This is a genomic window from Hallerella porci (assembly GCF_003148885.1).
In the GTDB taxonomy this organism is placed as follows: Bacteria; Fibrobacterota; Fibrobacteria; order Fibrobacterales; family Fibrobacteraceae; genus Hallerella; species Hallerella porci.
Window position 1 is genome coordinate 13255 of sequence record NZ_QGHD01000001.1, and the last position, 25884, is coordinate 39138.

21 protein-coding genes are annotated in these 25884 nt (G+C 46.4%); 9 read left to right on the forward strand and 12 right to left on the reverse strand.

Annotation, left to right across the window (positions count from 1 at the left end):
- The 3 genes from B0H50_RS00070 to B0H50_RS00080 are packed head-to-tail and all read right to left on the reverse strand — an operon-like array spanning window position 1 to window position 3392.
- Window positions 1-303: a Dabb family protein gene (locus B0H50_RS00070; protein WP_106198363.1), complete on the reverse strand. Its 303-nt coding sequence runs from the start codon at window positions 301-303 to the stop codon at window positions 1-3.
- Between the two features lie 3 nt (window positions 304-306).
- Window positions 307-1494: a glycosyltransferase gene (locus B0H50_RS00075; RefSeq protein WP_109587045.1), complete on the reverse strand. Its 1188-nt coding sequence runs from the start codon at window positions 1492-1494 to the stop codon at window positions 307-309.
- On the reverse strand, window positions 1491-3392 hold the full coding sequence (locus B0H50_RS00080; RefSeq protein WP_106198365.1) for a CHC2 zinc finger domain-containing protein: 1902 nt from the start codon (window positions 3390-3392) through the stop codon (window positions 1491-1493). The genes B0H50_RS00075 and B0H50_RS00080 overlap by 4 nt, the downstream gene beginning before the upstream one ends.
- Before the next feature lie 119 nt (window positions 3393-3511).
- Between B0H50_RS00080 and ruvC the strand changes: the two genes are divergently transcribed.
- From ruvC to mpaA, 3 genes are read left to right on the forward strand one after another with little or no spacing between them, the layout of a single operon-like run.
- Window positions 3512-4081: a crossover junction endodeoxyribonuclease RuvC gene (ruvC, locus tag B0H50_RS00085; protein WP_106198415.1), complete on the forward strand. Its 570-nt coding sequence runs from the start codon at window positions 3512-3514 to the stop codon at window positions 4079-4081.
- Window positions 4078-4755 (forward strand): M15 family metallopeptidase, encoded by a 678-nt coding sequence (locus B0H50_RS00090; protein WP_106198366.1) that lies wholly within the window; start codon window positions 4078-4080, stop codon window positions 4753-4755. Before ruvC ends, B0H50_RS00090 begins: the two co-directional genes overlap by 4 nt.
- Window positions 4752-5450 carry a murein tripeptide amidase MpaA gene (mpaA, locus tag B0H50_RS00095; protein ID WP_233244430.1) on the forward strand — a complete coding sequence of 233 codons (699 nt, stop codon included), beginning with the start codon at window positions 4752-4754 and terminating at the stop codon, window positions 5448-5450. Before B0H50_RS00090 ends, mpaA begins: the two co-directional genes overlap by 4 nt.
- Window positions 5451-5513: 63 nt before the next feature.
- On the opposite strand, the gene B0H50_RS00100 is transcribed toward mpaA, so the two are convergent.
- From B0H50_RS00100 to B0H50_RS00135, 9 genes are all read right to left on the reverse strand, one after another.
- The gene (locus B0H50_RS00100; RefSeq protein WP_106198367.1) at window positions 5514-6311 is read right to left on the reverse strand and encodes a CDP-alcohol phosphatidyltransferase family protein; all 798 of its coding nucleotides are present in this window, start codon (window positions 6309-6311) and stop codon (window positions 5514-5516) included.
- A gap of 80 nt (window positions 6312-6391) precedes the next feature.
- Window positions 6392-8197: an ABC transporter substrate-binding protein gene (locus B0H50_RS00105; RefSeq protein ID WP_233244432.1), complete on the reverse strand. Its 1806-nt coding sequence runs from the start codon at window positions 8195-8197 to the stop codon at window positions 6392-6394.
- Between the two features lie 87 nt (window positions 8198-8284).
- Entirely contained in the window at window positions 8285-10819 is a 2535-nt protein-coding gene (locus B0H50_RS00110; protein ID WP_106198368.1) for a PQQ-binding-like beta-propeller repeat protein, read from the reverse strand.
- A gap of 22 nt (window positions 10820-10841) precedes the next feature.
- Window positions 10842-11561 carry a response regulator transcription factor gene (locus tag B0H50_RS00115; RefSeq protein ID WP_106198369.1) on the reverse strand — a complete coding sequence of 240 codons (720 nt, stop codon included), beginning with the start codon at window positions 11559-11561 and terminating at the stop codon, window positions 10842-10844.
- Between the two features lie 2 nt (window positions 11562-11563).
- On the reverse strand, window positions 11564-13612 hold the full coding sequence (locus tag B0H50_RS00120; RefSeq protein WP_109587047.1) for a sensor histidine kinase: 2049 nt from the start codon (window positions 13610-13612) through the stop codon (window positions 11564-11566).
- A gap of 13 nt (window positions 13613-13625) precedes the next feature.
- Entirely contained in the window at window positions 13626-13790 is a 165-nt protein-coding gene (locus B0H50_RS13230; protein WP_158256454.1) for a hypothetical protein, read from the reverse strand.
- The gene (locus tag B0H50_RS00125; RefSeq protein ID WP_106198371.1) at window positions 13787-14956 is read right to left on the reverse strand and encodes a LysM peptidoglycan-binding domain-containing protein; all 1170 of its coding nucleotides are present in this window, start codon (window positions 14954-14956) and stop codon (window positions 13787-13789) included. Before B0H50_RS00125 ends, B0H50_RS13230 begins: the two co-directional genes overlap by 4 nt.
- Before the next feature lie 37 nt (window positions 14957-14993).
- Window positions 14994-16250, reverse strand: a complete 1257-nt coding sequence (locus tag B0H50_RS00130) for a class I SAM-dependent methyltransferase (RefSeq protein WP_106198372.1) — start codon at window positions 16248-16250, stop codon at window positions 14994-14996.
- A 36-nt stretch (window positions 16251-16286) separates the two neighbouring features.
- A complete protein-coding gene (locus B0H50_RS00135) occupies window positions 16287-18035 on the reverse strand; it encodes an AAA family ATPase (protein WP_106198373.1) in 1749 nt (582 codons plus the stop codon).
- Window positions 18036-18170: 135 nt separating this feature from the next.
- On the opposite strand from B0H50_RS00135, the gene B0H50_RS00140 reads away from it, so the two are divergent.
- The 6 genes from B0H50_RS00140 to B0H50_RS00165 all read left to right on the forward strand — a co-directional run bounded on the left by B0H50_RS00140 (window position 18171) and on the right by B0H50_RS00165 (window position 25816).
- On the forward strand, window positions 18171-19925 hold the full coding sequence (locus B0H50_RS00140; RefSeq protein WP_106198418.1) for a DNA repair helicase XPB: 1755 nt from the start codon (window positions 18171-18173) through the stop codon (window positions 19923-19925).
- A gap of 85 nt (window positions 19926-20010) precedes the next feature.
- Window positions 20011-21384 (forward strand): MATE family efflux transporter, encoded by a 1374-nt coding sequence (locus B0H50_RS00145; RefSeq protein ID WP_106198374.1) that lies wholly within the window; start codon window positions 20011-20013, stop codon window positions 21382-21384.
- Between the two features lie 41 nt (window positions 21385-21425).
- Window positions 21426-21872 carry a hypothetical protein gene (locus tag B0H50_RS00150; RefSeq protein ID WP_146129159.1) on the forward strand — a complete coding sequence of 149 codons (447 nt, stop codon included), beginning with the start codon at window positions 21426-21428 and terminating at the stop codon, window positions 21870-21872.
- Complete coding sequence (locus tag B0H50_RS00155; protein WP_233244433.1) at window positions 21869-22849, forward strand: OmpA family protein; 981 nt, start codon at window positions 21869-21871, stop codon at window positions 22847-22849. The genes B0H50_RS00150 and B0H50_RS00155 overlap by 4 nt, the downstream gene beginning before the upstream one ends.
- Window positions 22849-23043, forward strand: coding sequence for a type II toxin-antitoxin system Phd/YefM family antitoxin (locus tag B0H50_RS00160; protein WP_106198376.1), 195 nt, complete (start codon window positions 22849-22851; stop codon window positions 23041-23043). Before B0H50_RS00155 ends, B0H50_RS00160 begins: the two co-directional genes overlap by 1 nt.
- A gap of 154 nt (window positions 23044-23197) precedes the next feature.
- On the forward strand, window positions 23198-25816 hold the full coding sequence (locus B0H50_RS00165) for an Ig-like domain-containing protein (RefSeq protein WP_158275862.1): 2619 nt from the start codon (window positions 23198-23200) through the stop codon (window positions 25814-25816).
- Window positions 25817-25884: the final 68 nt, after the last annotated feature.

The following is a 25884-nucleotide window of genomic DNA, read 5'->3' on the forward strand; positions in this document are numbered from 1 at the left end:
TTAGATTTCGTAATCGAGGACGCAACGGTCTAGCGAAACTTTTCCGATGAAATTTTTGATTTCGACGTGAGCGGGGAAAGTTTGGTAAAAATCTAAATCCGCTTTGCTGTTAAATGCGGTGACAAGGCCGACGTCCCAAGCGGCGGCGCTGCGATTAAAGTCAACTCCCGATTCGATATCGACGAGTCCGGGAACATTTCCTTTGAGGGTTTTAAATTTTTCGACGATGAGAGCGGCATTTTCCGATGCGCTTTTTCCTTCGGCGTTTTCTTTTAATTTCCAGAGAACGATGTGCTTGATCATAAGTTATCCTTGAACGAGTTTTTGGTAAAGTGAAAATTGTTTTTCAAAGCAATTTTTCCAACTGAATTTTGTGGCGTACGCTTCAGCGTTTTGCTTGAGCTCGGCTAAATTCATTTTGGAAATTTGAAGAATAGCATCGGCGAGAGCTTCGGGAGTGCGCGTTTGCAAAAGAACGCCCGCGCCCGATTTCGTCAAATGTTCTGCGGCAGCTCCTGTGTTGGCTGCGACGAGAGCGTTTCCGCACGCTAAACTTTCGAGAATAGAAAGTCCAAAAGTTTCCCAGCCCGAAAGCGCAAGACCCAAATCGACGCTCGCATAATGGCGCGCCATTTCTGCTTCGCCGTGGATAAATCCTTCGTAGCGGATGTGCTTAAATTTTTGTGCAGCTTCTTGAACGCGCGGTAAATCGGGACCCGTTCCTGCGAAAAGAACTGCGGGCTCGCTTCCCAATTTTTCGACGAGAATGGGATACGCCTCTAAGAATAAACGCAGACCTTTTTCGTCACAAAAACGATGCGGAAAGAAAATGGTGAGGCGATTCGGATCGCCGTCTTTTAATTCATCTACCAAATTTTCATCGCGGGCAGTTGGCGTAAACGTTTCTAAATCGACGCCGAGCGGAATCCAATCCAAGCGTTCTTTGGAAAATCCGAAACGATTCATGCGCTCTAAAACTTCGTCGCAACTCGCTTCGATTTTCGCGTAATTTTTGTATTCGAAACGCGCATAGGCAAAGGCTACGGATTCGGTGATTTTTGCGATTCGCGGCATTTTCCATTTTTCAAAGAAGCGGCGCACATACGTCACCGGAAAATCGGCGTGCCAAAATCCGGTGAGAATCGGCGGCTTCGGCATGCCTTTGCACGCTTTGGAAACGGCCCTCGGAAGAATATACGGCGAACCGACTTCGACGATATCGGGATTGTATTTGGCGAGTGCGACTTTTAAATCGGCATTTTTCCACAAGAAGCGATATTCCCAATTTCCGGGGAAACGAAACGCTTTGGTGTGTTCAATAATGAGAGAATCCGAAATTTTTTCGGTAAAAGTTTTCCCGTCATTTTGCACAAAGACGAGAAGCGCATCGGCTTTATCTTTGTAAAATTTCATGCGTTCGAGATGATAACGGCGAACGCCGCCGCCCGAAGGACTCCAAAAATTATTGTAGTCTACGATGACTAAACGGCTCATGATTCTTTCTCTTTCATACGATACGATTTATCGGAGAAAAGTAAATTCGCTTCGTAGAGAATGGAACCGGAATTTTTGAGATTGACGGTGAGCCAAAGCGCGCCATCTTCTTTGCGTTCGAGCCAGAATGTCGCATCGGCGTCGCGCAAAAATGGCCGCGGTCCAACGAGTTTATCGTCTTCTTTGAAAACGGAACCGCTGACAAAAACCGGAATGTCGAGCTCTTTGTAAAAGTCGAGAATCGCAGAAGAGCGACGCTCATTCAAATCGGGAATATCGCTCCGATCCGAAATGCGCAAATGGTCCACGCCATCGACGATTAAAATCAAATTTTGCTTTTCCGAAAGTTCGGTTTGCAATTCTTTGAGGAAAGCTTCGTATTGGAATGATTCAGTATCTTCCCAAATTTCTAAGCGATCGTTTTTGACGTAGCTGATAATTTTTTGTGTGGCGGTGAGAATTTGATGATTCACATCGTCGTCTTTATTTAACTTGTGCACATCGGTTTCCGAAACGCCCGAAAGCATTGAAATAAAGCGGTTGAGCGCTTCGCGCCGCGGACTATCTAATGCCGCATAAATGACTTTGACATCGGGATTTCCTTCGATTAAATCGAGTGCAAAAGACGAAAGCGCATGACTTTTGTAGCCGTAAGGTTCTGCCGAAAGGAAGTAATAGCCCGGTTGAATGCCGTCTAATGCGTGAGTTAACGCGGGGAAATTTTGTAAACGATAACCGACATCGGAATCGGGATCGCGGCTGATCGCCGTGTTGAAATTTTCTTGAATGTCTTGGAGCAAAACCGTTTTGCGGTGCGTGCGCATCGTATCTTCTTCGGTATCGCGGATGCGTTCTAAGAAAGCCTCGGCGCCATCGGATTGGATTAACGTGTCAGCGGTTTCGCCCGCGGGAAGGATAATCGATTTGAATTTAATGCCTTCGGATTCGGCAAGTTCCAAGCATTTGCGAATGTGCAATTCTTGGTTGCGACGATTCGGTTCTTTGCGCAAAACGAGTGCGATGCTTTCTGCGCCGCAGGATTTGAGTTTGTAAAGATGGCTGCGGTTAAACGGTTGATACATCGTCGAAACGACGCCCGGAATTCCCGCTAAGTCTGCGGTCAAAACATCGAAGACGCCTTCGACGACAATCGGAGACTCAATATCTTGTTGAATGTTGAACGGAATGTCGAGAGGTCCTGACGCATACGAAATGTAAACGTCTTCAAGGGAATTCGCTGGCGTTGTCACATCTAAAAGGCGCCCGTAAACGGAATGCAAAACGCCTTTGGAATTGCGCGCGGGAATCGTTAAACGCGGTTCGTGTGAAAGATCGAGATTGTCCAAATAAAAACTGATTTCGTGGCGCTTTAAACCGCAGAGAAGTCCGTAACTATAAAAGGGTTCGGGGTCGCCGCTATAATAACCGATTCCGTAGAGGCGAGATTGTTCCAAAGTCCAACCGCGGGCTTTTAAAAATTCTGCGGTGGATTCGCTTTTGGTCGCGGCCCAGTTGCAGTAACGCACGAAGCTTTCTAAAACGCGGGATTTCGTGCCGCCGATTTCTTTGGCATGCGGAAAATTTTCATCGTCTTGAGATTTGATTTCGTCTTCGGATGCGCCCCAAAAATCCAAAGCTTCTTTGCGGGCTGCGTTTTCGTCTAAACCGTTAAAGCGGCTGCGCATAATGAATTCGACGAGGTCGCCGCTTGCTCCACAGCTCATGCAATGATAACGCCAATAGCCCAGGGAATCGTAAAAGAATAATGTCGATTCTTCGGGAGCGTGGAAAGGACACTGCGAAAGCAGATTGCGTCCCCAACGGCTGAGCGAAACGCCGAGACGACGTGGGTGCGTTTTCACGCGGGAAAGTCCGATTTTGTCTTCTTCGATAAGCATAGACCACCTCAAAACTCAACTTAGAAATTTCCGGAATGCGGCACTTTTTGCGGGCGGGAAATCGCTGCGTTTTTTCGCGGAAAATTTTTAGGAAACGCGTGAAATGTTACATTTTTCGCATGATTATTCTCGGTGTGGATCCGGGCTCATATACATCCGGTTATGCGTTCCTCGAAAAAAAAGACAGCGGAGAAATTCGCGTTTTGGAATATGGAACGATTTCTGCAAAAGCGCGGGATTCTTTTGAAGATCGCTTGGTAAAAATCGTCACGGATTTAGAAAAATTAGTCGACGCTTACAAGCCGACAGTCTTCAGCATGGAAAGTGCATTCTTTGCAAAAAATGTGCACAGCGCAATGATTCTCGGACATGTCCGCGGCGCAATTCTCGTCATGTGTCGTCGCCGGGGAATGGAATTTTTTGAATATAGTCCGCGTTCGGTGAAGCAAAGTGTAACGGGTGACGGCGCTGCTTCCAAAGAAAAAGTAGCGCTCTTGGTAACGTCGCGTCTCGGCATTTCCCGCACCGATGTAAAGCTCGATGCGACCGATGCTCTTGCGGTTGCGTGCGCACATCTCTTTCCACAAAGTGAATTTATTTGTAAAAAATCCACAAGCAAAACGCGGACGAAAAAGAGTCAACAACTGCGCGAACTCATTTTGAAAATGGGAGGAAAACTGCCCGAATGACGACACTTTCTGCATTTGGCTTAGATGAAAACGGCCTCGTCTCCATTCCCGAAACCGAATATCGCGTTTGCCAAAGTGTGCTCGAACCGCTTGAAAAGTTAACGGCTGTGGCAAAGTCGGCGGGATTTTCGTTGCGCATTGAAAGCGCTTACCGTTCTTTCGAAAGGCAACTTTCCATTTGGAATCGCAAAGCGACGGGGAAGCTCACCCTCCGCGATGCGCAAGGAGTGCCATTTCCCGAACTTCCGCAAGACGAAGAAATTTTAATGCGTGCGATTCTTTTTTGGTCAGCGCTTCCCGGAACATCGCGGCATCACTTCGGAACGGATTTGGATGTCGTCGATGGTAATAGCGTCCCCGCGGGCTACGAAGTAGAACTGACCGAAGAAGAATGCGACGGCATGTTTGCGCCATTTCATCGCTGGCTTTCTTCGCAAATTGACGAAAAAAAATCTTTTGGATTTACCCGCGTTTTTGTCCCCGGCTGCGGAAAAATTCAGCCGGAGCGTTGGCATATTTCGCATCGACCGTCAGCGAGAGAATTAGAAAAATGCTTTGACGAAAAAGCGTTGCGGGCGGTTTATGAAAAAGCGGACATTTGCCTCAAAAGCGCAATTCTCGATAACTTTGATGAACTCATGCGGGATTATGTTTACCCGTATTTTGAAAAATGATGATTCCTTTTCGAAGTCCCGCCGAACAAGGCATTTTCCCGTTTGAACTTTTGGAATACGGGCGTTCTGTCGAAGGAATTCCGCTGCGTTATCTGCCCGCCGAAAAAGAAACGCAACTTTTGATTTTTGCGACGATTCACGGCGAAGAATCCGAAACGACTTTTTTGCTTTCGCGGGCGCTTCGCATGCTTTCTTCGCCTCCGCCTCATGTCGCTTGTATTTTGTGCGCAAATCCCGATGGCATGTTGCGCGGGACGCGGGCAAATTCCCGCGGCGTGGATTTGAACCGAAATTTTCCGACGGCAAATTGGAAAAAAGAAAAAACGCTTTCGCGCTTGGTTTTAGAAGCTCCTCGGATTACGGAACTTTCGACGGGAGAATTTGCAGAAAGCGAGTCCGAAACGCAGGCGCTTGTGCAGTTGATTCAGAAACTTCACGTGAAAAAAGCGGTCGCTCTTCATGCGCCGTTTGGGCTAATCGATTCGGATTCGAAAACGGAACTTGCTTGTGAAATGGAACGCGTCTTTTCGCTTCCGTGGCAAGCGGGAGTGGGCTATCCGACTCCCGGGAGCTTTGGAACATTTGCGCGAGAAAATCAAATCGATTGCGTAACGGTAGAACTGCCGCGCGAAGCTTCGGAAATTTTGATTACGCAGTATGCAGAAAAATTCGCGGATTTTTTACGCCGGTTTTAAAATCAAAAAAGCGTGCTCGTTGCACGCTTCTTGAAATTTCGTAGAATTGAAATGGGGTTAAAATTATTTTCCGGCGGCTTCTAAAATTTTTGTGCGGTTAATGAATCCGATAGCAAATCCGATGACAATGTAACCGCTGCAAAGAAGCATCAAATACGAAAGAATCAAATTCTGAATCGATGTATCCGAAGTGATAAAGAAGAATCCGCAGAGATAAGTGATGACGACGAGGATGATTTGAATTCCCGCGAGAATTTTATTCTTGTGCGGATGCAACTTCGGCAAAAAGCACGGGCTCACCATCATCAAGCCCGAGACGAGCATCACGACGACCGGAATAATCAGAAGGCTCTTGTTAGCGGGATCAAACAGACCGTGAAGAGTCATGTAGCTGAGCAAGATGACGTTAATCGCACCCGCAAATGTGCTCGGAAGTCCCGAGAAATAATTCTTGTACGAGTCGCAGTCCATCGCATTGTATTTTGCAAGGCGCATTGCTGCGCAGAGCACATAAATTGCGAAGACTATAATCACGAGAACCAAGTTTTCACCAAGCCATTCCGAAGCGTTTGCTTTGTAGCTGAAAAAGAGGCAGAACGCGGGCGCAAGACCGAAGCCGACGAGATCGCCTAAACTATCAAATTGCGCACCAAATTCGGAACTCGCATTCACTAAACGCGCAGCAAAACCGTCGAGCTTATCGCAGAGAACCGAAAGCAAAACAAAGTAAGCCGCCATGCGGAAAGGATCTAAAGTCGAATACCCGGAGAACATTCCCGCCGACCAACAAATGGAAAAAACACCGAGCAAAAAGTTCATGCTGGTGAAAGCGTTCGGCAGAATAAAACGAGCTTTTGTCATGGTAAAGTCTCCAAAAACGTGGATACAATCTAATAAAAAAAGCCCGCAAACGAACGGGCTTTTTCAGTTAATTTTCAAGTTTATTGAATCGGCTTGATTTCCCAGAGCGCTTTAATGCTTGCACCGATGACGAGTGCCTGCGGTGGCGCGTACGGATTTTCTTCGGTGGGGAAATTCGTCCAATGCTTTGTTGAGAACTGATAGAACTGCGAAGGACGGTACATCAGCGGAAGCACAGGAATCTTTTCCATAAAGATGCGGTTTAATGCCCGATAGGCGGTTTGTAGGGCTGCGGTATCGGTAAGCGAAGGAATCAAATTGAGAAGGCTATCGGCGCTCGGATCGCTAAAGCGTCCTTGGTTTGAATAAGCTTCTTCGCCGACTGGCTTTGCATCTTTTCCGCTCATCACTTGGTTGAAACGTGTCCACGGAGTCGCGGCAGAAAGGTCGGCGGTCTGCGTTTTCATCAACAAGTCAAATTTCCCGAATCGCAAATCTTTGTCCCATTCGCCGTAATCGACGAAGCGTTGATTTGTCTCGATGCCGAGTTCTTTGAAAGATTCTGCAACGATTTTAATGACATCTTCCCAGTCGGTCCAACCTTGCGGACATTCCAAGTCGAGAGTGCGCAAAAGCTTGCCGTCGGGGCTTTGGAGTTTTCCGTCTTTATCCCACGAATAGCCGGCGTAGCTTAAAATTTTGCGGGCTTTTTCAATGTCATAAGAATAGCCAAATTTTTCCGCATCTTCTTCGTTAAAGTAGCGCGCTTCTTGGTTAAACGGTAAAATGAATCCGGGGCGAACCGCATCCGTGTAATTGGAAACGGCGATGGATTTAATCTTTTCAAAGTTAATTGCGTGAGCGAGAGCGCGTCGGAAAGCGACATCGTTAAAGGGGGCAGTTGTCGTCGCAATGAACAGAGTCGGAATGGAGCCCGGATAATGATACGGTTCTTTCAAACTCCACGCACGAATATCGTCGCGTTTCTTTTCCCAAATGCGCGGCATAAAGATGGACGAAACATCCAAATTGCCTTTTGTCATCGCATTGTTAAAGAGATTGTTGCTCGTATAAAGCGAATGAATCACATAAAGCGGAGCGGGAGCGCGTCCTTCGTGTTTTACATTTCCCCAGTAATTTTCAACGCGTTTGAGGACGATTTTATCGGGGTAGAATGAATCCAAATTATACGGACCCGAAACGACCGGAAGCGAATCATTTTTAAAGGTCAAAACTTTCGCATAGTCGTAAGAGTTGCCTTTTTTTGCCGCTTCGGCTAAAGGTTCAAAAACACTCTTCGGGAGAATGGAAGTTTCGGAAATTAAACTTAAAAGAACCAGCGGATTCTTTTCGGCTTTGTTCATCACAAATTCGATGCGGTTTCCGTTTGCCGAAATGCGGTTGATGTATTGCCATCCGCCGTGACGCGGAGTGGGGAAAATGGAATCCAAATGGAATGTATATAAAACATCGTCGGCGGTGACTTTGTCGCCGTTGCTCCAACGCGCCCGATCGTCTAATTCCACCGTAATTGAAGAATCGGTTTGAGTGAAACTTTTGGCGAGCATCGGTTCTGTTGAACCGTCTAAATTATTATAAGTCAAAAGCGATTCGTACATCAAACGGATATTGCCGTCGATGGGAAAGTTCGGATCGCCGTCTAGCGGGTTAAATGTTGTAGGAGGCGCCCAGTCAAAACCGCCGATATAAAGAGTTTTATTCCGCGGATAGAGAGATTCTTCTGCGGATTTGGATGCGTTTTTGGCATCTTCTTGACAAGCGCTGAAAACTGTACACGCAACAACCCCTAAAACGAGCAGGCTTGCGAAACGATATCTCTGCCGACTTTTTTGTAACACGAATCCACCTTTGTATGTACAATACAATCTCTTTTAAATTTATAGAATGTTTTGATGATTGAATCGAAAATTTTTGTAAAAAAAAGTTACAACTTCGGAAGAGAATGCTGATTTTTAAAGGGGAAATGCGTAAAGTAAGCGTTTCGGCGAAGTGCAGAAAAGGATATTGTCCAAGATGAAAGGCGTGCCTGCGCCGCCGGGAGTCGCGAAGCGTTTTTCGAGAATTCCGCGGGAAAGGGAAATTTTTGCGATATACGATTTTTGGTCGATGTAAAGGCTGTTGCCGTTGACAACGGGATTTGAATAAACGGAACCTTGTCCGGTAAATGTCCAAAGCGGAGAATCGGCGGTGAGTCCGAATAATTGAATTTTTTGATCCGCAGTGCTCACGAGCAGATATTTGATGGTACCAATCGTTACCCAATGTAAAGAAAGGATTGCGGCGTTCGTTTGAATCGTGCGCATTGGATTGGTATTGTTTGCGCTGTAGACGAAAATTTCATTTTTATCGGTGGCGGCTGCGGAGAGAGTGTCCGAAAGGGTTAAGACGGAAACATTTGCTCCAATTTCGCGCAGAGCTTCGGCGTTTTGTCCGGTGGCAGAATTTACAAAACCGATGGAACCTTCTAAGCTAGAAACGGCAATTGTCGAATTGGATAAATCAAAGAGGAATGGCATGTTGAATAATTTTCTTGCCCACGCGATGCTGTAAGTGGGTGCAAGTAATTTTACAAAGTAACCATTCCAAGTGGAAACGTAAATGGCATTGCCCGAAAATTTGATTTGGAAAGGTTTCCCCGGAAGATCGCTGTAGCGCGTTTTTCCGTTGGGCGAAAGATCTTGAATTTGTAAGCGGAATCCGTTTGCGATGGCTAAATGCGAGGCATCGTTTGCAAGGACGGGGCTCGTTTCTAAATTTCCCAAATTTTTCTGCCAGCGAATTTCTCCGGAGGCGGGATCCAGTGCGAAGAGTTGCTGCGCTGCAGGATCGACTGTATATAAATTATGTCCCGCGCTAAAGAGATTGGGGTAGAGAGTCCGCGGAGAAAGCGGAAGAAAATGCACATAATGGGCACCGATAATTTTTGCAAAATGCGAAAGAATCGCTGCGGATGCTTTTGCGTTTCCGAAGGAATAGCGGACGGTATTTGCCCACGCATTCGCGCGTTTCGTTTCATCGGCTTCGGTCTGTTCGAGATGCACCGCTTGCAAATAATTTGCCGTCGGATTTCCGGGTTCAAGGGCAATTGCCGAATCGATGAGCGGCTTTGCCATTTCCCAATTTCGATTGGACATTTCAGCGAAAGCTTGGGAAGCAAATTTCTGCGAAAGAATCGGCTTTTTGCCATAATGCAGCGCAGAAATTGTCATGATTTCGCTGTTTTCAAATGGCAAATAAATGCGGCCTTGACTTTTGAGCGGTTTTGTGGAAAGCGGTTTTCCAAAATGGTAATACCAAAGCGGATGCAATTTTTCATCGACGACGGTGAGAGCTCCTTCTTGCGAAAAAATGCCGAGGGCACCTTTCGCCATTTCAAATAAAATTTCGCCGTCAACCGTTGTGCTCTGCAATTCGTGCCCGGTATTCGGATCTAAAAGTTTAAGCTTTCCGCCGCTTTCTAAAATCGCTAAGCGATTGCCGAAAAAGATAGCGCTTTCAATCGGGCTCGTTTTGCTTTCCCATTGGTAAGCGGGACTAGACTGCGGACGGTATAAGCGAATCGCATTTGTCGAAGCGATGAAAATTCCATCGTCGGCGAGAATCGTATGCTGAATCGGATCGATTAACGAAAGAGTCTGCGTCTCGGTTCCGGTTTCGGCGTCGAGCAAATGGAGCGCATTATCTTGGCAATTTAAAACGAGTTCATTCCGCGGCGTGTACATCCCGACAGGGGTGCAACCCCGATAACGATTTTCAATTGTAAAGCGAAATCCTTCGTTGACCGCAAAAGAAAAATTGCGTTCCGTCATGACCATAGCACCTTGGCCTGGAATGGGGATGACCTCTAAAATGCGGGAATCAAATCGGTAAGAATGAATCGCTTGTTTGGCATCTTTCGGTTGAAATTGCAGCGTATTTTCTTGAGCGGGAGAGAACCAAATTCCTTGCGGAAGAACGGCAAAAATTTTGGCGTCTTCGGGAATGAGATTCGGAATCGAAACAAATTTTTCGCCGAGGAGACTGTAAATTTGATTGTTCGATAAAAGAATGGCGGGAGTGTTTCCGGGGAAAGTTTTGCGGATGGGAATATTAAAACGCATCCGATTTAAAACGATGCGTTCGGGAGTCGAATCGAGAACGGCAATTCTTTCGGCGAGAAAATACGCTTCTTCGTTTGTCTTCGGATTGATGAGCGCTTGACGATAATAAAATGCAGCCGTTTGGGGATTCTCGGAAACTTCTTGCATTTTCCCGAGTAAGAAAAATGCTTTGCTTTTATCTTCGTCATCGCCTTCAAGAGAAACGCGAGAAAGCTGATCTTGCGCATCGGCGAAGTTTCCTTTTAATTCGAATTGATAAATTGCTTCGTAAATTTCGCGCGCCATCCGAGAAGCAAAAATTGTCTGCGAAAAAACGAGAAGCCAAAGCGTTGTGCAGAATAGCAAACGCGTTTTGAAAATCGAATGATTGAAATTTTTGAATTTCAAAATTTGCCTTCTCGTTTCGGGCTTAAACGTCGAATTTGTAACCGGCTCCGCGGATGGATAAAATGATTTTTGGATTTGTCGGATCGTCTTCGATTTTTTTCCGCAAATTCACAATGTGATTGTCGATCGTCCGCGTGGACGGCATATTCTCGGGAGTGTATCCCCAAATGTCTTGCAGCAAATCTTCGCGGAGAATGACTTCTTTGCGCTTTCCCCAAAAATATTTGAGAATTTGAAATTCGCGCGCAGACATTTCGAGAGGAATTCCGTTTTTGCTCGCTTCGTATTTTTTAAAATCCAAATGGATTCCGTTAAAGTCCACCGCATCTTGAGTCGGCGTTTCGGGCTGGGCTGCGGGAGCAGAACCGGTGCGCGGACCGCGGCGCAAAAATGCTTTGACGCGGGCGAGAAGTTCTAACAAGGAAAACGGTTTGGTGACGTAATCGTCGGCGCCCATTTCGAGGCCCATCACTTTGGACGCTTCTTCGATTTTTGCCGTGAGCATAATGATGAAAGTATCGGGATGCTTTTTTCGAATGTAGCGGCAAACTTCAAATCCACTTTTCTTCGGAATCATCAAATCGAGCAAAACTAAATCCGGCGAAAACGAATCGGCTTTTTCAATCGCTTCGTCGCCATCGCCTGCAGTTTCGACGATGTAATTTTCAAGCTCAAAATTGTCCTTGAGTCCGAGACGAATGAGTTCTTCGTCTTCGACAATGAGAATTCGATTGCTTTCCATTTTTATTCCGCCTTTTTGAGCCGCACGATAAAAGTCGAACCTTTGCCAGGATGACTTTGCACCGAGATGCTCGCTTTGTGTGCTTCTGCGACGCGTTTGACGATGGCGAGTCCGAGCCCCGAACCTTTGGTGCTGCGGGTCATTTCATCGCCGACGCGATAGAAGTCATTAAAGATATTTTTTTGCTCCGAAGAAGCGATGCCGATTCCGGTATCTGCTACAGAAAATACGATTTTTCCGTTTTCTTCGGCAACTTTCACATGCACTTTTCCCGGAGGATTTGTGTATTTGATTGCATTTTCAATCAAACTTTGCACTAAACTGTAGAGAGCGGTGAAGTCTCCCATAATAAATGCGCCGGCATTCAATTCTTTTGTCATCGTGATGCCGCGATTGTCCGCTTGATCCAAAATGGATTCGTAAACTTTAGCGACGCATTCCGAAAGATCCATTTTTTCCCAATGGAAAACTTGCTTCCCCGATTCCATTCGCGTGTAGTTGAGAATCGCTGCGATTAAATTTTCTAAGCGCGAAGATTCTTTCACGATGAGCTTTGTGTATTCTTGACATTTTTCAATTTTTTGTACGCGTCCATTGGAAATCATTTCGGCAAACATTTTGATGGAAGTGAGCGGCGTCTTTAATTCGTGCGAAACCGATGACAAAAAATTCGTTTTCATCATAATCAATTTACGCTCTTGCGAAATCGATTTGAGAATAAAGAATGATCCGAGAAGAACGGTCAAAAGGGAGAACGCGACAAGCCCCGAAAGCAAGAACATTTTGTGACGCGCTTCGCTGTAAATTTCTTGCGAGTTGCGTTTGTAAAGGGTGAGCGACCAACCGAGCCCTTCGCCGAGATCGATTTGACGAGAAATTTCGGCATCGCTCTTTGGGACTTTTCCAGAAATCGTGGAATCGCGATTGTCGGTAATGGTAAAAATTAAATGTTTCCATTCGCGGGAAACTTCGGCGAGGCGTTTGCAAATGCGGTCGCGGTAAGCGTCGGCGTCGATCATGCCGATGACGACTTGGTCGCCCGAAAGCCACGGATACGCCATGCGGAAAAATAAAGTCTGCGCATCGCGCTTGTAAAAAATGCCGTCTTTCGAAGAATATTGATCTTGCGCAAAGCGTTCTAAAAATTCGCGGTGCTGCGTAAAAATTTCGGCGTGTTCTAGCTGACGATTTAAATTCTCGCGGAGATTCCAAAAGGCGTCGCGTTTTTCTTGCGAAAGATCTTCGAAGGAAAGTATTTGGCTGAGCGCATTGTCAAAGAAAAATTTGGCTTTGCCGATATCTTGTAACGAGCGGCCTTCTAAAAAATCAGAAAAAAGTGCTAAGCAATAATTTTCGGCTTTTTCGTGTTTCTTCTCTTCGACGAAAATTTCAAATTTCAAAAAATGCAGCGATTCGATTAAATCGTTTTGCAAGTAACCGTGAAATTCGGGATGCTGTTCTAAAAAGTCGATGATTTGCAGCACTTCGTTGTAGGCTTTTTTCTTGTAATGCAAACGCAAAAGGCCGAGCACATTCAAAATATTATCTTGCTTGGAAATAAAGGGCGAACGCATCAAAACAGCAGAGCGAGCGTATTCAATTTTCTCGGGTCCGCGTCCCGAAATTTCTCCGCGGAGCAATTCTTTTTCGATGCGACCGGGAACGGTAATCGGCGCACTCGATTGCGTCGCGTCATCGGTAATGGAAACGCTCGGAAAAACGAGATGGTTCTCGTTAAAAAGAAAAATGGCGCTAACGCCGGGGACTTTTTTGAAAGAAGCTGCGTTGCCAAATTCCAATAATTTCTGCGGCTGTTCGTATAAAAATTGCGATGCGTTTTTCGATTCTTTTAAAACTTCGCGCTGTTCATTTTGAATCGTTTGCACCGTTTGTTTTAAAAAAGCGGTTTGCGAATCTTCAAAATTTTTTTCCGTGAGCAAAAGTTCATTTTGCACATTGCGAAAACTGAGAATGGCAAGAATCGCTGTCGGAATGATGATTCCGCAGAAAAAGAGCGCAATGAAAATGCGATTGTTCTTTGGAAGTTTCAATTCTTACCTAAAGTCAGTAAAGGATGCGAACCATTTGCGAAAGTTTTGTGGGACCGAGAATATTGGCGACGGAGTCGGCGGTCGAAGGGCTCACGGTAAAAAGAACCGTGAGCGAAAGCAAAAGCGCGATGAGAATCACGAATGCCCAAACCGCATAAATCGCTAAGCGAAATTTCATTTTACGACGTTCGCTTTGTGCGTAATCGATGCGAGATTTCCAAAATCGATGCGGCGGTCGCCGTAGTAGGATTCGCGGATAAGAATAATCGCTATATCGGGATTGACGCTTGTCACGAGCCCGCGGGCGAGAAGGCGCGGCGGAATGAGAGAATCCGAACGGTCGCGTTCCCAAATGGCAACGCCATCGCCGACGGCATAACCGTGATCCGTGCCTTGGTCGATCATCACATAACCGTAAGGACCGACGACTAAATTCTTTTCTAACGAATAGCGGACAATCGCCATTTCTTTAATCGCAGTCGATTTGACATTTTCATAACCGCTGACATTGATCGGCGTAAACGGTTTTTGCAAACGCGCTTTCGCATGATCCATTCTGATTTCGCTCATCGTCTGCAGAATAACTGCGCGCGAAAGAGTATCGCCGACATCGGTAATGCGGGCGAGTCCTGTGTAGCGGAGAATTGCGCCTTGTTCTTCTTTGCGGATTTTTGTCTGCGGCAAATTGACGCGGCGTGCGTCCCAAATTTCAACCATGTCGCCGACGTGCGCTTTCTGCGGCGTGTTCATGCCGATGCCGAGGACGATTTCTTTTTCGGTCGTATGGACAAGCGGTTCGTGCTTTTCGCCGGATTTAATTTCGAACCAAGAAGAATCGGCTTTTAATTCCTTGGGCGAAGTAACGATGGGCGCAAGAACTTGGTAGTAACCATTAAAGGTTTTGGGCGCCGGACGCTGCGAATAGTAGAACGAAGTTCCTGTTTTCGGAGGCGTCTTTTTCTTCGCGTGGGCGGTATCGTTTGCGAGTGCGCCGAGCATTTTGTCGAAATTGCTGTTTTCGTTGCCCGCACATCCGCTGGGAACCGAAACTCCTTTCGGAAGAGTGGAATCGGGGCTTGCGGTTGCGCACGGTGCCGTGGGCTTTTTCGGTTCGGGCTTTGCCGAATCAGCGGTAGCTTCGCCGAGATAAATGGAATCGCCCGGGTAAATCCAATGCGGGTCTTTAATGTGTTGGTTATTTTCCCAAAGATCTGGCCACGCGAACGGATTGTTCAAATATTCGTCGGAAATATCCCAAAGGGTATCGCCTTCTTTGACAAAGTAAGCGCTCGCAGCAAGAGCTGCAAGACCAAGAGCCATCGTAATGCTTTTTAAGTGCCTCATATTTATCAATTTAACCTTTTTTGAGAAGACGAGATTTTTACGGACGACGCTTTTGGGTAAAATGCACCGTTTCTTTGGCGCTAGATTCGCGGAAAGGCGAATTTTCGCGGTGCTTAATGACTTTACCGGTGTGCGTTTCGTGTCGGCCGAGAAGACCTGCGCGATCGGGGACAAAGAGGAAAAGAGTTTGGAAGGTCGCATTTCCCGGTTCCAAATCGAGCGGGATAATTTTCCGGAGCATAAATCCTTCGCGGCGGAAACGTTTAATTTCCATCGTGGCGACGCTTAAGTTGGAAGAATTTAAAAGAATGCGTTCTGGACAACTGGCGACGATTTCCGAGATGACATTTGCGGGAAGCGCTTTGCCGTCGGGCGGATCCAAGTAGATTGTCCATTTGCCGTCTTTGCCTTTGCCGTTAAAAAATTTCGGGAAAAAGTCTTTGTCAATTTCTGCGCGGATGAATTTGACATTCGGCGTTTTGCGGGAAATGTTGCGCTTGTCCACAGCATAGGCTTCGGCAAAGGATGACGAAAGCGATTCGGCGATGTATCCTGTGCCTGCATAACATTCCAAAAATTTGTCGTTTTTTGTCGGGTGAATTGCGTCGCAAATGCGCTTTGGCAGAGCAATCCACGGTTCTTTTGCCGGTGGCGTCCAATCGACGATGTTGTAAAATTTTCCGGTATCCGCAATCGGGAGAAATTCGCTGCCCATACCTTTACGCAAATCGATTTGCGCTTCCGTCGGATGAGCGGGATCAAAAGCTTGCACCGGGCGAATTTGAATTTGATAACACGAAAGAATTTCGTCAGCGTGTTCGTGCTCCAAGTAATTCAAAAACGTTTTGAATTCGCGGGTCGCTTCGGAAGAATGCAAAATGTTTTGAATGGCAAGACCGTAGCGTCCGTCGCCGGTTGCGCGGAACCAAATTTGCAAAATGGATTTGCGGAATTTGGCGAGGTGCGGCTTCCGAATTTGGGCATCGATATCGAGGACGATTTTCGGCGGCTTTGCGCCTTTGAACGGGCCTTCTATCGAAAGAATGCGGCTCGTTTTATTGAGAGGCTGCGAACGGATGCGCCAATCGCAATTTTCAAATTTCGTCGGAATGGAAAACCAACTTTGAATTTTTCCGGGGATTTTATTTTCTTTTGCCCAATTTTCTAAGTAGGCTTTTTTCCCCGCTAAATCCGAAGGCACGGGTCCGAGAATTTTCTTTTCGGGTTCTTCTTTTTTGGTCGTGGGTTTGCGGCCCCAAGTGCCGCGGTTTTCCAATTTTTTTCTTTGCATCATATCGCGTGAAGGAATCGATTTTTGAAAGGTGAAGAATTAAAAAATAAATCGCGGATAACGCCAGTTGCAATCGGCAGCGGGAAGCGCTGGGAAATTGCGGAATGAGCCGCGGAGGTGGAACATATTCGGGCGACTGTCAATCGGCAAAAGGGAAATGACCGAATCGGCGTGACTTTCGAATTCCGGAAATTCTTTGGAGTTCGCTGAAACGACGACCGCAGAACCGGTGAGCGCAATTAACGTATCGGTCAAAAGCAAAAGCGATTGCTCGGACGGAATATTATTTCGAATCGCTTTCGGGTTGTGCAAAATTGCAGAAATCGAATCGATGATAATGACTCCGTAATCGTGATCTTCGAGTTGCTTTGCTCCTTTGATACGCTTTGCGATATACTGCGCCATTTCAAGTGGCGAAAGCGCGAGTCCGCGCAAATTCAAAACGCCGATTTCGGGAACGGCTGCGGAAAGTCCGCGGGAATTGGCGACGGCGAATAAGCGATTTAAAAGGGCGGAACGCGAACTGTCAAAGTTCACAAAAAGCACATCGGTTTTATGCGTTGTTTGCCCGAGCCAATCTTCGCCATGCGAAAGTGAAAGCGCTAAATCCATTAACGCAAAAGATTTGCCGGTTTTTGCGGGCGCCGTGAAAAGCATCAGTTCACCCGCTTGCAGCACATTGTCGATGAATAAGCGGTCTTTTTTCGGAGCGTCATCGTTATCGCTTGCAAGTTCGATAAGAGGCTTTCCGTCAAGGCAGAATTCTACCCAAGTTTTCCAATCTTCAAAAGATTTTGCGCCTTGTTCTAAGCCGATAAGATATTGCTGTTTTCCGTTGCGGAGAACGCCCGGAAGCCGAACCATCTGCGAAGGATTGGGTCCGTTAGATTCAACATCAAATCCTTGATCGGCGAGAGTTTTGAAAAGATATTCGACGCGTTCGTCGTATTCTTCGCGGGTTTGCGCGTTGATTTTAATCCACGCTTGCACCGAGTTTGCGCCTGTGCTTACGAGAGCTGCGCAAGGAAGATTTAACGCTTTGTAATAAGCGAGTTGTTTCGCTAAGCTGATTTTCGGATTATCGACGACAGCATAACGGAAACGATAAGATTCATTTTCGCCTTCGGGACCATTTACCGCATTGATGGAAACAAGTGCGCCGTCGGGACCGTCCAAAGACTTCATCGTTTTTTTGATGCTATCGGCTCGCGCTAAAATGCCCGCGACTTGTTCCGTCGTCGCATCCGGCGTATTCGACATTTTGTATTCGATAAATTCTTCGGGCTTGAACAACGCTTTGAGCAGTTTCAAAAAGTCCGAACGCCAATCGGGAGTGGGCCACGGAATGTTGAGCGCTTCGGGATCGATGCGGTGATTTTGTAAAAGTTCAAGCGCTTTTGCGTCAAGTCCCATCGCGAGAACTTGTTCTAAGGCGAGTGCTCCCGTGATAATCGGTTGCCCGGCGATACTTTGTGCGGGCATCGCAGGAATTGCGGGCATGGCCTGCGTTGCGGGTTGCTGTGCTGCGGGTGCTTCTTCGGCGATTGCGGCGGTTTCCCGTTCGCGTGTCCGTTTATCGGCTGCGTAAGCGCGGCGAATAATCGCATCGGATTCGTCTTCGGATAAGCCTTCTTCTTTGGCGTGATCGCCGAGTTGGAAGGTCGCTTCCATGTAAGTCATTCCAATTTTTTCGGCCGCCTCGGCAGCGCGGAAAAGTCCGCCTTTGAGTTCTTCGGGCGAATGCTTCTTGGAGAGGAATAGATTGATTATCTGACGCGGTGATTCCATAAAAAAGAAAATAGAATTTTATAAAGCATTTTGTTTGAAGAAGAAAAATACAAGCCCGCTATCGGCGTGCAAGTCGCGCTTAATTTTTTATTAAAAGCCTCACAAGTGGTGAAAAAATTTCTAAATATGGCGCCTATGAATCCTGAAGGCGCAATTATTGTTCAAAGCAACTTGGAAATCCTTGTTGAAGTTCACAATCCTCATTACATTGAAGCGCGCGATGCAATCGCTCCGTTCACAGAACTTGTCAAAAGTCCAGAACATTTACACACATATCGCATTTCGCATTTGTCGCTTTGGAATGCTGCTTCTACAGGGCTTTCGGCCGATGATGTTATTCAGCGCTTAGAAAATCAAAGCAAGTATCCGTTGCCCGAATCGGTCGTGACCGAAATTCAAGAATACATGAGCCGCTACGGAATGCTTCGGCTCGTGAAAAGAGAAAAAGGACTTTGCTTAGAAGCGACGGATGTTGCACTTTTCAAAGAAGTTTGCAAACTGCCGAATGTCGGCGATTGCTTAATCGAATTCGAAGGCGAAGATAAAGTTTACGTCGATCCGAATAAACGTGGCATTTTGAAAATGTCGCTCACGTTGAACGGTTTCCCCGTCGAAGATATTGCGGGCTATGTTTCTGGCGATCCGCTGCAAATTGAATTGCGCAAAGAAACGCTCAGCGGAAAAGAACTCAAGCTCCGCGATTATCAGCGGGAAGCGGCGGAAATTTTCTACGCATCGGGCTCGGAAAAAGGCGGCTCGGGCGTTATCGTTTTGCCTTGCGGTTCGGGAAAAACGGTGATTGGAATGGCGACGATGGCGCTCATGAAAACGCGCACTCTCATTTTAACGCCGAACATTTCGTCTGCGCGTCAATGGATTCGTGAAATCCTCGACAAGACGACTTTGACAGCAGACCAAGTCCGCGAATATTCGGGCGATGTCAAAGAAATCGGTCCGGTGACCGTTGCGACTTATCAAATTTTAACGCAGCGGAAACGCACCAAAAAATCCGAAGAAGAATCGGAAACTTCGGAAGAAACCGAAGAAAAGAAATCCGAAGATAAAGCGCTCGTCAACTTCCCGCTTTTCAGCGAGCACAAATGGGGCTTAATGATTTACGACGAAGTGCATTTGCTCCCTGCGCCCGTGTTCCGCTTTAGCGCCGAAATGCAAGCGACTCGTCGTCTCGGCCTTACAGCAACTCTCGTCCGCGAAGACGGCAAAGAAACCGAAGTTTTCTCGCTCATCGGTCCGAAAAAATTTGACTTGCCTTGGAAGGTTTTGGAATCGCAAGGTTGGATTGCAACCGCTGACTGCGCAGAAATTCGCGTGGCGATGAATCCCGAATTGAAAATGAAATATGCGTTAGCGCCGACCCGCGAAAAAATTAACATCGCAAGTATGAATCCGCAGAAAGACGATGTGGTAGAAAGTCTCATCGCCAAATACAATGAACCCGAAGATCGCATTCTCATCATCGGGCAATACATTGAACAGCTGAATACGCTTTCGGAAAAACTCGGCATTCCTCTCATCACCGGAAAAACGCCGAACAAAGAACGCGATAAACTTTACGCCGCTTTCCGCAACGGCAGCTTGCGCAATCTCATGGTTTCGAAAGTGGGAAACTTCGCCATCGACTTGCCGGATGCGAGCATTCTCATTCAGATTTCGGGAACATTTGGCAGCCGCCAAGAAGAAGCGCAGCGTCTTGGACGCGTTCTTCGCCCGAAAGAAGACGGACGCCCGGCGCATTTCTTTTCGTTAGTGACGAAGGATTCGAAGGAACAAGAATTTTCGATGAATCGTCAACTCTTTTTAACCGAGCAAGGCTACGCTTACAAAATCATGAATTATGTGGGCGGTGAAATTGTCGCTGCGGGCAAGTAAATTCTGACGAAATAATGGCGGCTTAGCCGCGAGGTGAAAACTTGCGCGCCTTCGGCGCGCACACCTTTCTAAAAATGCTTTTTGAATGACGAAAATCCTTTCCAAATTTATTCTTGAACGCCATTTCTTTTTAGTGCTTGTTGGGCTTGCGCTTCCGATTGCGTTGCAGGATTTGGTCAAATTTTCGCTTTCGCTTGCCGATAATATTATGGTCGGGCAAATTTCAGAAGCAGCATTGGGAGCAGTAACTTTAGCGTCTCAGCCTTTCTTTATTTTTTCGATGCTTTCGTTTGGAATCGCAAGCGGTGGCGGCGTTTTAGTCGCGCAGTATTACGGAAAACACGATGCAAAAGCGATACAAAAAATCGTCTCAATTACATTATCGATTGGAATTTTATTTTCTTTTTTGGTGGGATTTATCACGACTGTTTTTCCTGAACAGGTGATGAAAATTTTTACGAATGACGCAGAACTCATAAGCATTGGCGTGGATTATTTGCGTATTCAAGGAATCACGTATTATTTTTACGGATTCAGCAACACGATGATTATGCTTATGCGCAGTACGCGCGAAGTAAAAGCGGGATTAATCATCAATGTGATTGCGTTTTTCTTAAATGTATTTTTAAACTGGGTCTTGATTTTTGGGCATTTAGGTTTCCCTGCGATGGGCGTAAAAGGAGCGGCCCTCGGAACTGTAATTGCTCGCGCAGTCGAATGCATTATCATGCTGATATACGTGCGTTTTTACGAGCGTCATTTGAATTTTAGATTCAAAAAATTATTCCATTTTGATCGCGTTTTATTTGCGGATTTTTTGCATTATAGCATTCCTGTTGTAATCAATGAATCGGGTTGGGCAGTGGGAGTTTCGGCGCAGTCGGTGATTCTTGGCCATTTAAATTCGACGATTATCGCAGCGGCAAGTATTGTCGGCACTTTACAGCAAATGGCGCTCATTTTTATTTTCGGAGTGGCAGGCGCTTCGGCTCCGATTATCGGAAATATTTTGGGCGGTGGCAAAGATTTTTCGAAGGTGAAAAAGTATGCCAATACGCTTTTAGCTTCGGGCGTTTTGGTGGGAATTTTAACCGCGTCGTGTCTATTTATTTTCAAAGATGCGATTCTTACTTTGTATGCAATTCCCGCGGAAACAATTCAACTGGCGAAAACTTTCATCGGCATTCAATGCATTATGGTTGTTTTACAATCGTATTCAACGCCTTCGATTGTGGGCATTTTGCGCGCAGGCGGCGATACGACTTTTACATCGATTATCGACATCGGAAGTTTGTGGGTATTTTCCATTCCGCTTGGCTATTTGGCGGGATTTGTTTGGGAAGCGTCTTATCCGATTATTTTCTTAATGCTTCGAACCGATGAACTTGCAAAATTTCCGATTATCATTTGGCGAATTCAGCAGAAAAAATGGATTCGAAATGTGACGCGGACAGTTTGAAAAAATTTTCATTTCTAAATTTTGGGTATCTCGGAGGATTTATGAGAACGAAGATTTTACTCGGTGGACTTTTCTTGCTCGCTGTCGGTTGCGCAAGCAACAAAGAAATGTTAAACACATCCATTGCCGAAGCCGAAGGTATGCAGAACGCAGCGGCTGTTGAAAAAATTAAATCGCCCGCAACGGTGCAAGGTGAAAAATCTCTTTTGCAGGCGAAGCAATTTGCCGAAGAAGGAAAAATCGATGTGGCGATGGACGCCGCAGAAAAAAGTCGGTTGCAATACCGCGTTGCCTTTGCCGAAAAAGAAGCGAAAGATGCTGCATTAGCCGATGAAACCGCAGCGCGTGAATTACTCGGCGACGAAGAACAGCAGAAACTTTACCAAAGCATTCTCGAAAACGAAACGAAGGGAAAAGAATCGGCAGCGAAATTGAGTGAAACCGCAGAAAGTGCAAACGCCGAAAATCAAACGGAGGAAGCAAAATGAAAATTTTCAAAATTTTATCCGCTTGTGTCCTAGCACTTTCGGCTGAAGTTTTTGCCGACTCCAATTCTTGTGCGTTGCAGTTAGATTCTTTAGAAAAATCATTGCCTGCGGGCTCTGCGCAAATTCGCCTTTCGATTGCCGAAGCGAAAGCGTTTGCGCAGTCTTTGGAAACGATGAAAAAGAATGATCCGCAGAACGCACGCATTCAAACAAAAGAAGAAAGTTGCGCATTGTATGTGCAGATGATTTCGTCGCAAATCGCTGCGCAAAATTCTCGTAACGCTGCGTTAGAAAAGCGGAAAAAGCAATTACAAGTCCGCGACAGCATTCGCCGAGTGCAAGAAAAAATCGCCGAAGCTCGCAGCGGTCGCGCTTCGACATTAGAAGAAGATTTGCAAGCAGAACGCGCCAAGTTAGCAAAGACAAATTCGGCAATGGATTCCGTCGTCGATGCGGCTGCTGCCCGCGAAGCGCTCCGCGCCGAAGAAGCTCGTGCCCGAGAAGATTCGCTCAATAAACTTCTCCAAGAAGAACGGGCGAAAGCCGAAGCGCGTCAAAACGAAGCGAAGAATAAATTGAACGAATTGCAGTCTCGCTTGATTCAGGTGACGGAAGATGCTCGCGGCATTATCCTTTCGATGTCGGACATTCTTTTTGATGTGGACAAAGCGACTCTCAAAGCGGACTTAAAAACAAGCCTCGCCCGCGTCGCCGGCATTTTAAGCGTTTATCAAGAATTAAATGTTTCTGTCGAAGGGCACACCGATAATACCGGTTCTGCAGAACACAATCGCAAACTTTCGGAACAGCGGGCAAAGAATGTCCTCGAATTTTTAGTCGCACAAGGAATTGATGCGTCGCGCCTCACGGCAAAGGGCTACGGCATGACGATGCCTGTCGCTGATAATGCAACGAAAGAAGGACGTCAAAAAAATCGCCGCGTCGATCTCGTCATCAAAGACAAGGTTCTCGAATAATGGCGAAAATTGTGTCGGCGATGGAAGCTCGCAAAGGCTTCGGGGATTTGCTCAACCAAGTGGCTTTAAAAGGCGAAGATATCGTCATCGAACGCGCCGGAAAGCCGCTGGCCAAGCTTTCTCCGGTTTCGTCAAACGGTTCGCAGAAACTCGATTTTCGTGATATTTCGCGACTTCCCGCCGATATTTGGTAAAATTTTCCGATAAATTGGGGAAAATGCAGCGGAAAATGCTTCAAAAGGGGAAATTTCGTAAGTTTCGCAGAAAAATGAAAACTTTTTCCTAATTAAACTTGCAAAAAATTTACTGTTTTTTATCTTTATGCAAAGGTATTGAATGGAGATGATTATGAAAATGAAAAAAATGATTTTTGGTTTCGCTTTCGCGATGCTCGCTTCGGCGGCTTCGGCAGCAACGGATATCGTGTGGAATGCCGAAGGCGATGGTCCCAAAATGGCGCCGAATATTTGGTATGATTATACAAATCCCGGTGATCGTTCATTGAGTTCCGTCGTGAAAGATACCGATGGCAAAGTAAAGTCTGCGATTTTGACGGTGACGAAGGGGTCAAAATCCAACAGCGCAGGCTTTGGCTTTAACTGGCAAGAAAACGAAGCGGTGACATCGCTTGCCGCATATAAAGGCGCCTGCATGACTTATAAGGCGACGGCTCCTTTCCGCGTGGATTTTAAGCAATCGACAATCAGCGATTACAATTATTTGGGCGCAGAAATTCCCGCAGCATTGAATTCGAAGAAAACATTCATCGCTTTTGCGGATCTTCAAAAAGGTTGGAAGTCGAGCAGCGCGGATTGGAATGTCAAAGTGCAAACCGGCGTGCAATTTGCATTCAAAGAATCTCACGCTAACGCAGCAAAAGTCGAAGAAAACACAGTAGAATTATTTGAATTCATTTTGTCGGATTCGTGCGAAACGCATGCGCCGACCCTTTCCGAAGAATATGCAAAGCATCCGAGTCCGGATTCGGCAGTCGTTTACGAAGGCGATACGCTGAAGCTCACTTTGGGTGATATTTTCACCGACGAAGATGGTGATGAATTGAATGTCACCGCGAAAATTTTGCCGTCGGACGCTCCGATTGCAATCATCGGCAAGACTTTTACATCGAACGATGTGATGAAACTTTTGCCGAAGGTCAATACCGATGGCGAAGCGATTATTGTTCTCACCGCAAGCGATGAAAAGTCTTCGGTGGAATATCAATTATATGTGAAAATTGTCGATCGGGATAATCCGCCGACCGCAGTGAATGATTCTTACAATACGACCGAAGGTAAAAAGCTCGAAGTCTCGGGCAAAAACGGCGTCTTGTTAAACGACTTTAGCATCGATGGAGCCACCTTTGACATGGCGCTCAAGGATTCAACCGCTCACGGTATTCTCGATCTTGATGCGACGACGGGCGGCTTTACTTACACGCCGAACGCGAAGTATTGCGGCACGGATTCGTGGACTTATACATTAACGGATTCGCGCAAGTTGGAAAGCGCACCGGCGAAAGTCACGATTCAAATCGCTTGCGTCAACGATCCTCCGACGGTTACCGTTTCGGATTCTTCGGTGATTCAAAATATTGAACTCGATGAAGACTTTGGCTCGAAAGACATTACGATTAAGAGTACGCAAATTCTTTTTGAAGATGAAGACGGCGATGCGCTAACTTATGGCGCATACGGCGATTCTTTGATCAAGGCTTCGGTCACGGTTATCGGTGGCTCAACCTTCTACATTACATTGCAATCGGTGAAAGATGCAAACGGCAACGCTGTCGTCACGTTCTTTGCCAAGGATAAAACGGATTCGGCAAAAGTTTTAATTCCGGTGAAAATCAATCCGGTTGCCGAAGCTCCGGTTGCGGTGAACGATACGATTGAAGGATTTAGCGATACGACATTGGTCGTTTCTGCAAAGAACGGCGTTCTTAAAAACGATTACAATCCCGATGGCAAGACGACTCTTTCGGCGATTCTCAAAACCGACGCGGAATTTGGCTCGGTGAAATTGAAAGAAGATGGTTCGTTCATTTACACGCCGAAAGCGGGCTGGGTCGCTGATGCATTTACTTATTACATCACAAATGCGGAAGGCGATACTTCGGAAGTCGCAACGGTTTACTTGAACCAAAATGCGCCGAAAACTCTCGTCGCACAAATTGATACGACCGCAACAGAAGACTTTACGAAGTCGTTCATCTTTACGAAGGCAACGGTGAAAACTTGGTTTGATTCCAAGAATCCGCTGACTTATAGCGTGAAGAGCGATGATGGAAAATTGAATCCGTCGTTCTATGAAAATGGAAATCTCGTCATTCGCGCTGTGCAAGATTCTTGCGGTGACGCTTATGTAACCGTCTCGGCAACGGATAAAAAATCGGGAATTGCCGAAATGAAAATTCATTTCGAATTGGAACCGGTGAACGATAGACCGCGCACAAAACGCAATACGATTTTTGTGAAGGATACAATCAATTTTGTCGCAGAAATTGATTTGGATTCGATTTTCTTCGATCCGGAAGGTGATTTGCTTTCTTATGAAATCGTCTCTCTCGGCAGCGTGCTTTTACAAGGTGAAATTAGCGGTCACATTCTCACGATTGTGCCGGAATCCGATACGATAGCATTCCATCCGGGAAATTATCTGATTCAGTTAAAGGCTTGGGAAACGAACGGCGATACGACTGCAGTCAAGGGTTATGCAACTTTGAACATCGGCGGTTACGACGGAATTGTTCCGCAAAAAGCGATGCCGAAACTCACTTGGCAACAAGCGATTTCTGCAAATCGCGGCGTCGCAAAACTCTTTGATGTGAACGGCAATTTGCTTTGGCAAGGACGCCTTCCAGCTTCGGAATCCGCAGTGCGGAATGCAGCAACTCGCAGTGCTGGTCGGACGATTCTCCGCGTGAACAACTCGCAATGGTTGCTTTCTTCGGAAGCGCTCCGCTAACGCAAAACGAAATGGTCAAATAAAAAAGAGAAGTCGAAAAGGCTTCTCTTTTTTGTTGCCGGAAATGG

Excerpts from the sequence above, each read along its gene's own strand:
- B0H50_RS00115 (WP_106198369.1), bottom strand. The coding sequence starts at position 11,561 with ATGGAAAGCAATCGAATTCTCATTGTCGAAGACGAAGAACTCATTCGT.
- B0H50_RS00100 (WP_106198367.1), bottom strand. The coding sequence starts at position 6,311 with ATGACAAAAGCTCGTTTTATTCTGCCGAACGCTTTCACCAGCATGAAC.
- B0H50_RS00145 (WP_106198374.1), top strand. The coding sequence starts at position 20,011 with ATGACGAAAATCCTTTCCAAATTTATTCTTGAACGCCATTTCTTTTTA.
- B0H50_RS00125 (WP_106198371.1), bottom strand. The coding sequence starts at position 14,956 with ATGAGGCACTTAAAAAGCATTACGATGGCTCTTGGTCTTGCAGCTCTT.
- B0H50_RS00070 (WP_106198363.1), bottom strand. The coding sequence starts at position 303 with ATGATCAAGCACATCGTTCTCTGGAAATTAAAAGAAAACGCCGAAGGA.
- B0H50_RS00130 (WP_106198372.1), bottom strand. The coding sequence starts at position 16,250 with ATGATGCAAAGAAAAAAATTGGAAAACCGCGGCACTTGGGGCCGCAAA.
- B0H50_RS00150 (WP_146129159.1), top strand. The coding sequence starts at position 21,426 with ATGAGAACGAAGATTTTACTCGGTGGACTTTTCTTGCTCGCTGTCGGT.
- B0H50_RS00155 (WP_233244433.1), top strand. The coding sequence starts at position 21,869 with ATGAAAATTTTCAAAATTTTATCCGCTTGTGTCCTAGCACTTTCGGCT.
- B0H50_RS00140 (WP_106198418.1), top strand. The coding sequence starts at position 18,171 with ATGAATCCTGAAGGCGCAATTATTGTTCAAAGCAACTTGGAAATCCTT.
- B0H50_RS00080 (WP_106198365.1), bottom strand. The coding sequence starts at position 3,392 with ATGCTTATCGAAGAAGACAAAATCGGACTTTCCCGCGTGAAAACGCAC.
- mpaA (WP_233244430.1), top strand. The coding sequence starts at position 4,752 with ATGATGATTCCTTTTCGAAGTCCCGCCGAACAAGGCATTTTCCCGTTT.
- ruvC (WP_106198415.1), top strand. The coding sequence starts at position 3,512 with ATGATTATTCTCGGTGTGGATCCGGGCTCATATACATCCGGTTATGCG.
- B0H50_RS00160 (WP_106198376.1), top strand. The coding sequence starts at position 22,849 with ATGGCGAAAATTGTGTCGGCGATGGAAGCTCGCAAAGGCTTCGGGGAT.
- B0H50_RS13230 (WP_158256454.1), bottom strand. The coding sequence starts at position 13,790 with ATGAAATTTCGCTTAGCGATTTATGCGGTTTGGGCATTCGTGATTCTC.
- B0H50_RS00135 (WP_106198373.1), bottom strand. The coding sequence starts at position 18,035 with ATGGAATCACCGCGTCAGATAATCAATCTATTCCTCTCCAAGAAGCAT.
- B0H50_RS00090 (WP_106198366.1), top strand. The coding sequence starts at position 4,078 with ATGACGACACTTTCTGCATTTGGCTTAGATGAAAACGGCCTCGTCTCC.
- B0H50_RS00075 (WP_109587045.1), bottom strand. The coding sequence starts at position 1,494 with ATGAGCCGTTTAGTCATCGTAGACTACAATAATTTTTGGAGTCCTTCG.
- B0H50_RS00165 (WP_158275862.1), top strand. The coding sequence starts at position 23,198 with ATGAAAATGAAAAAAATGATTTTTGGTTTCGCTTTCGCGATGCTCGCT.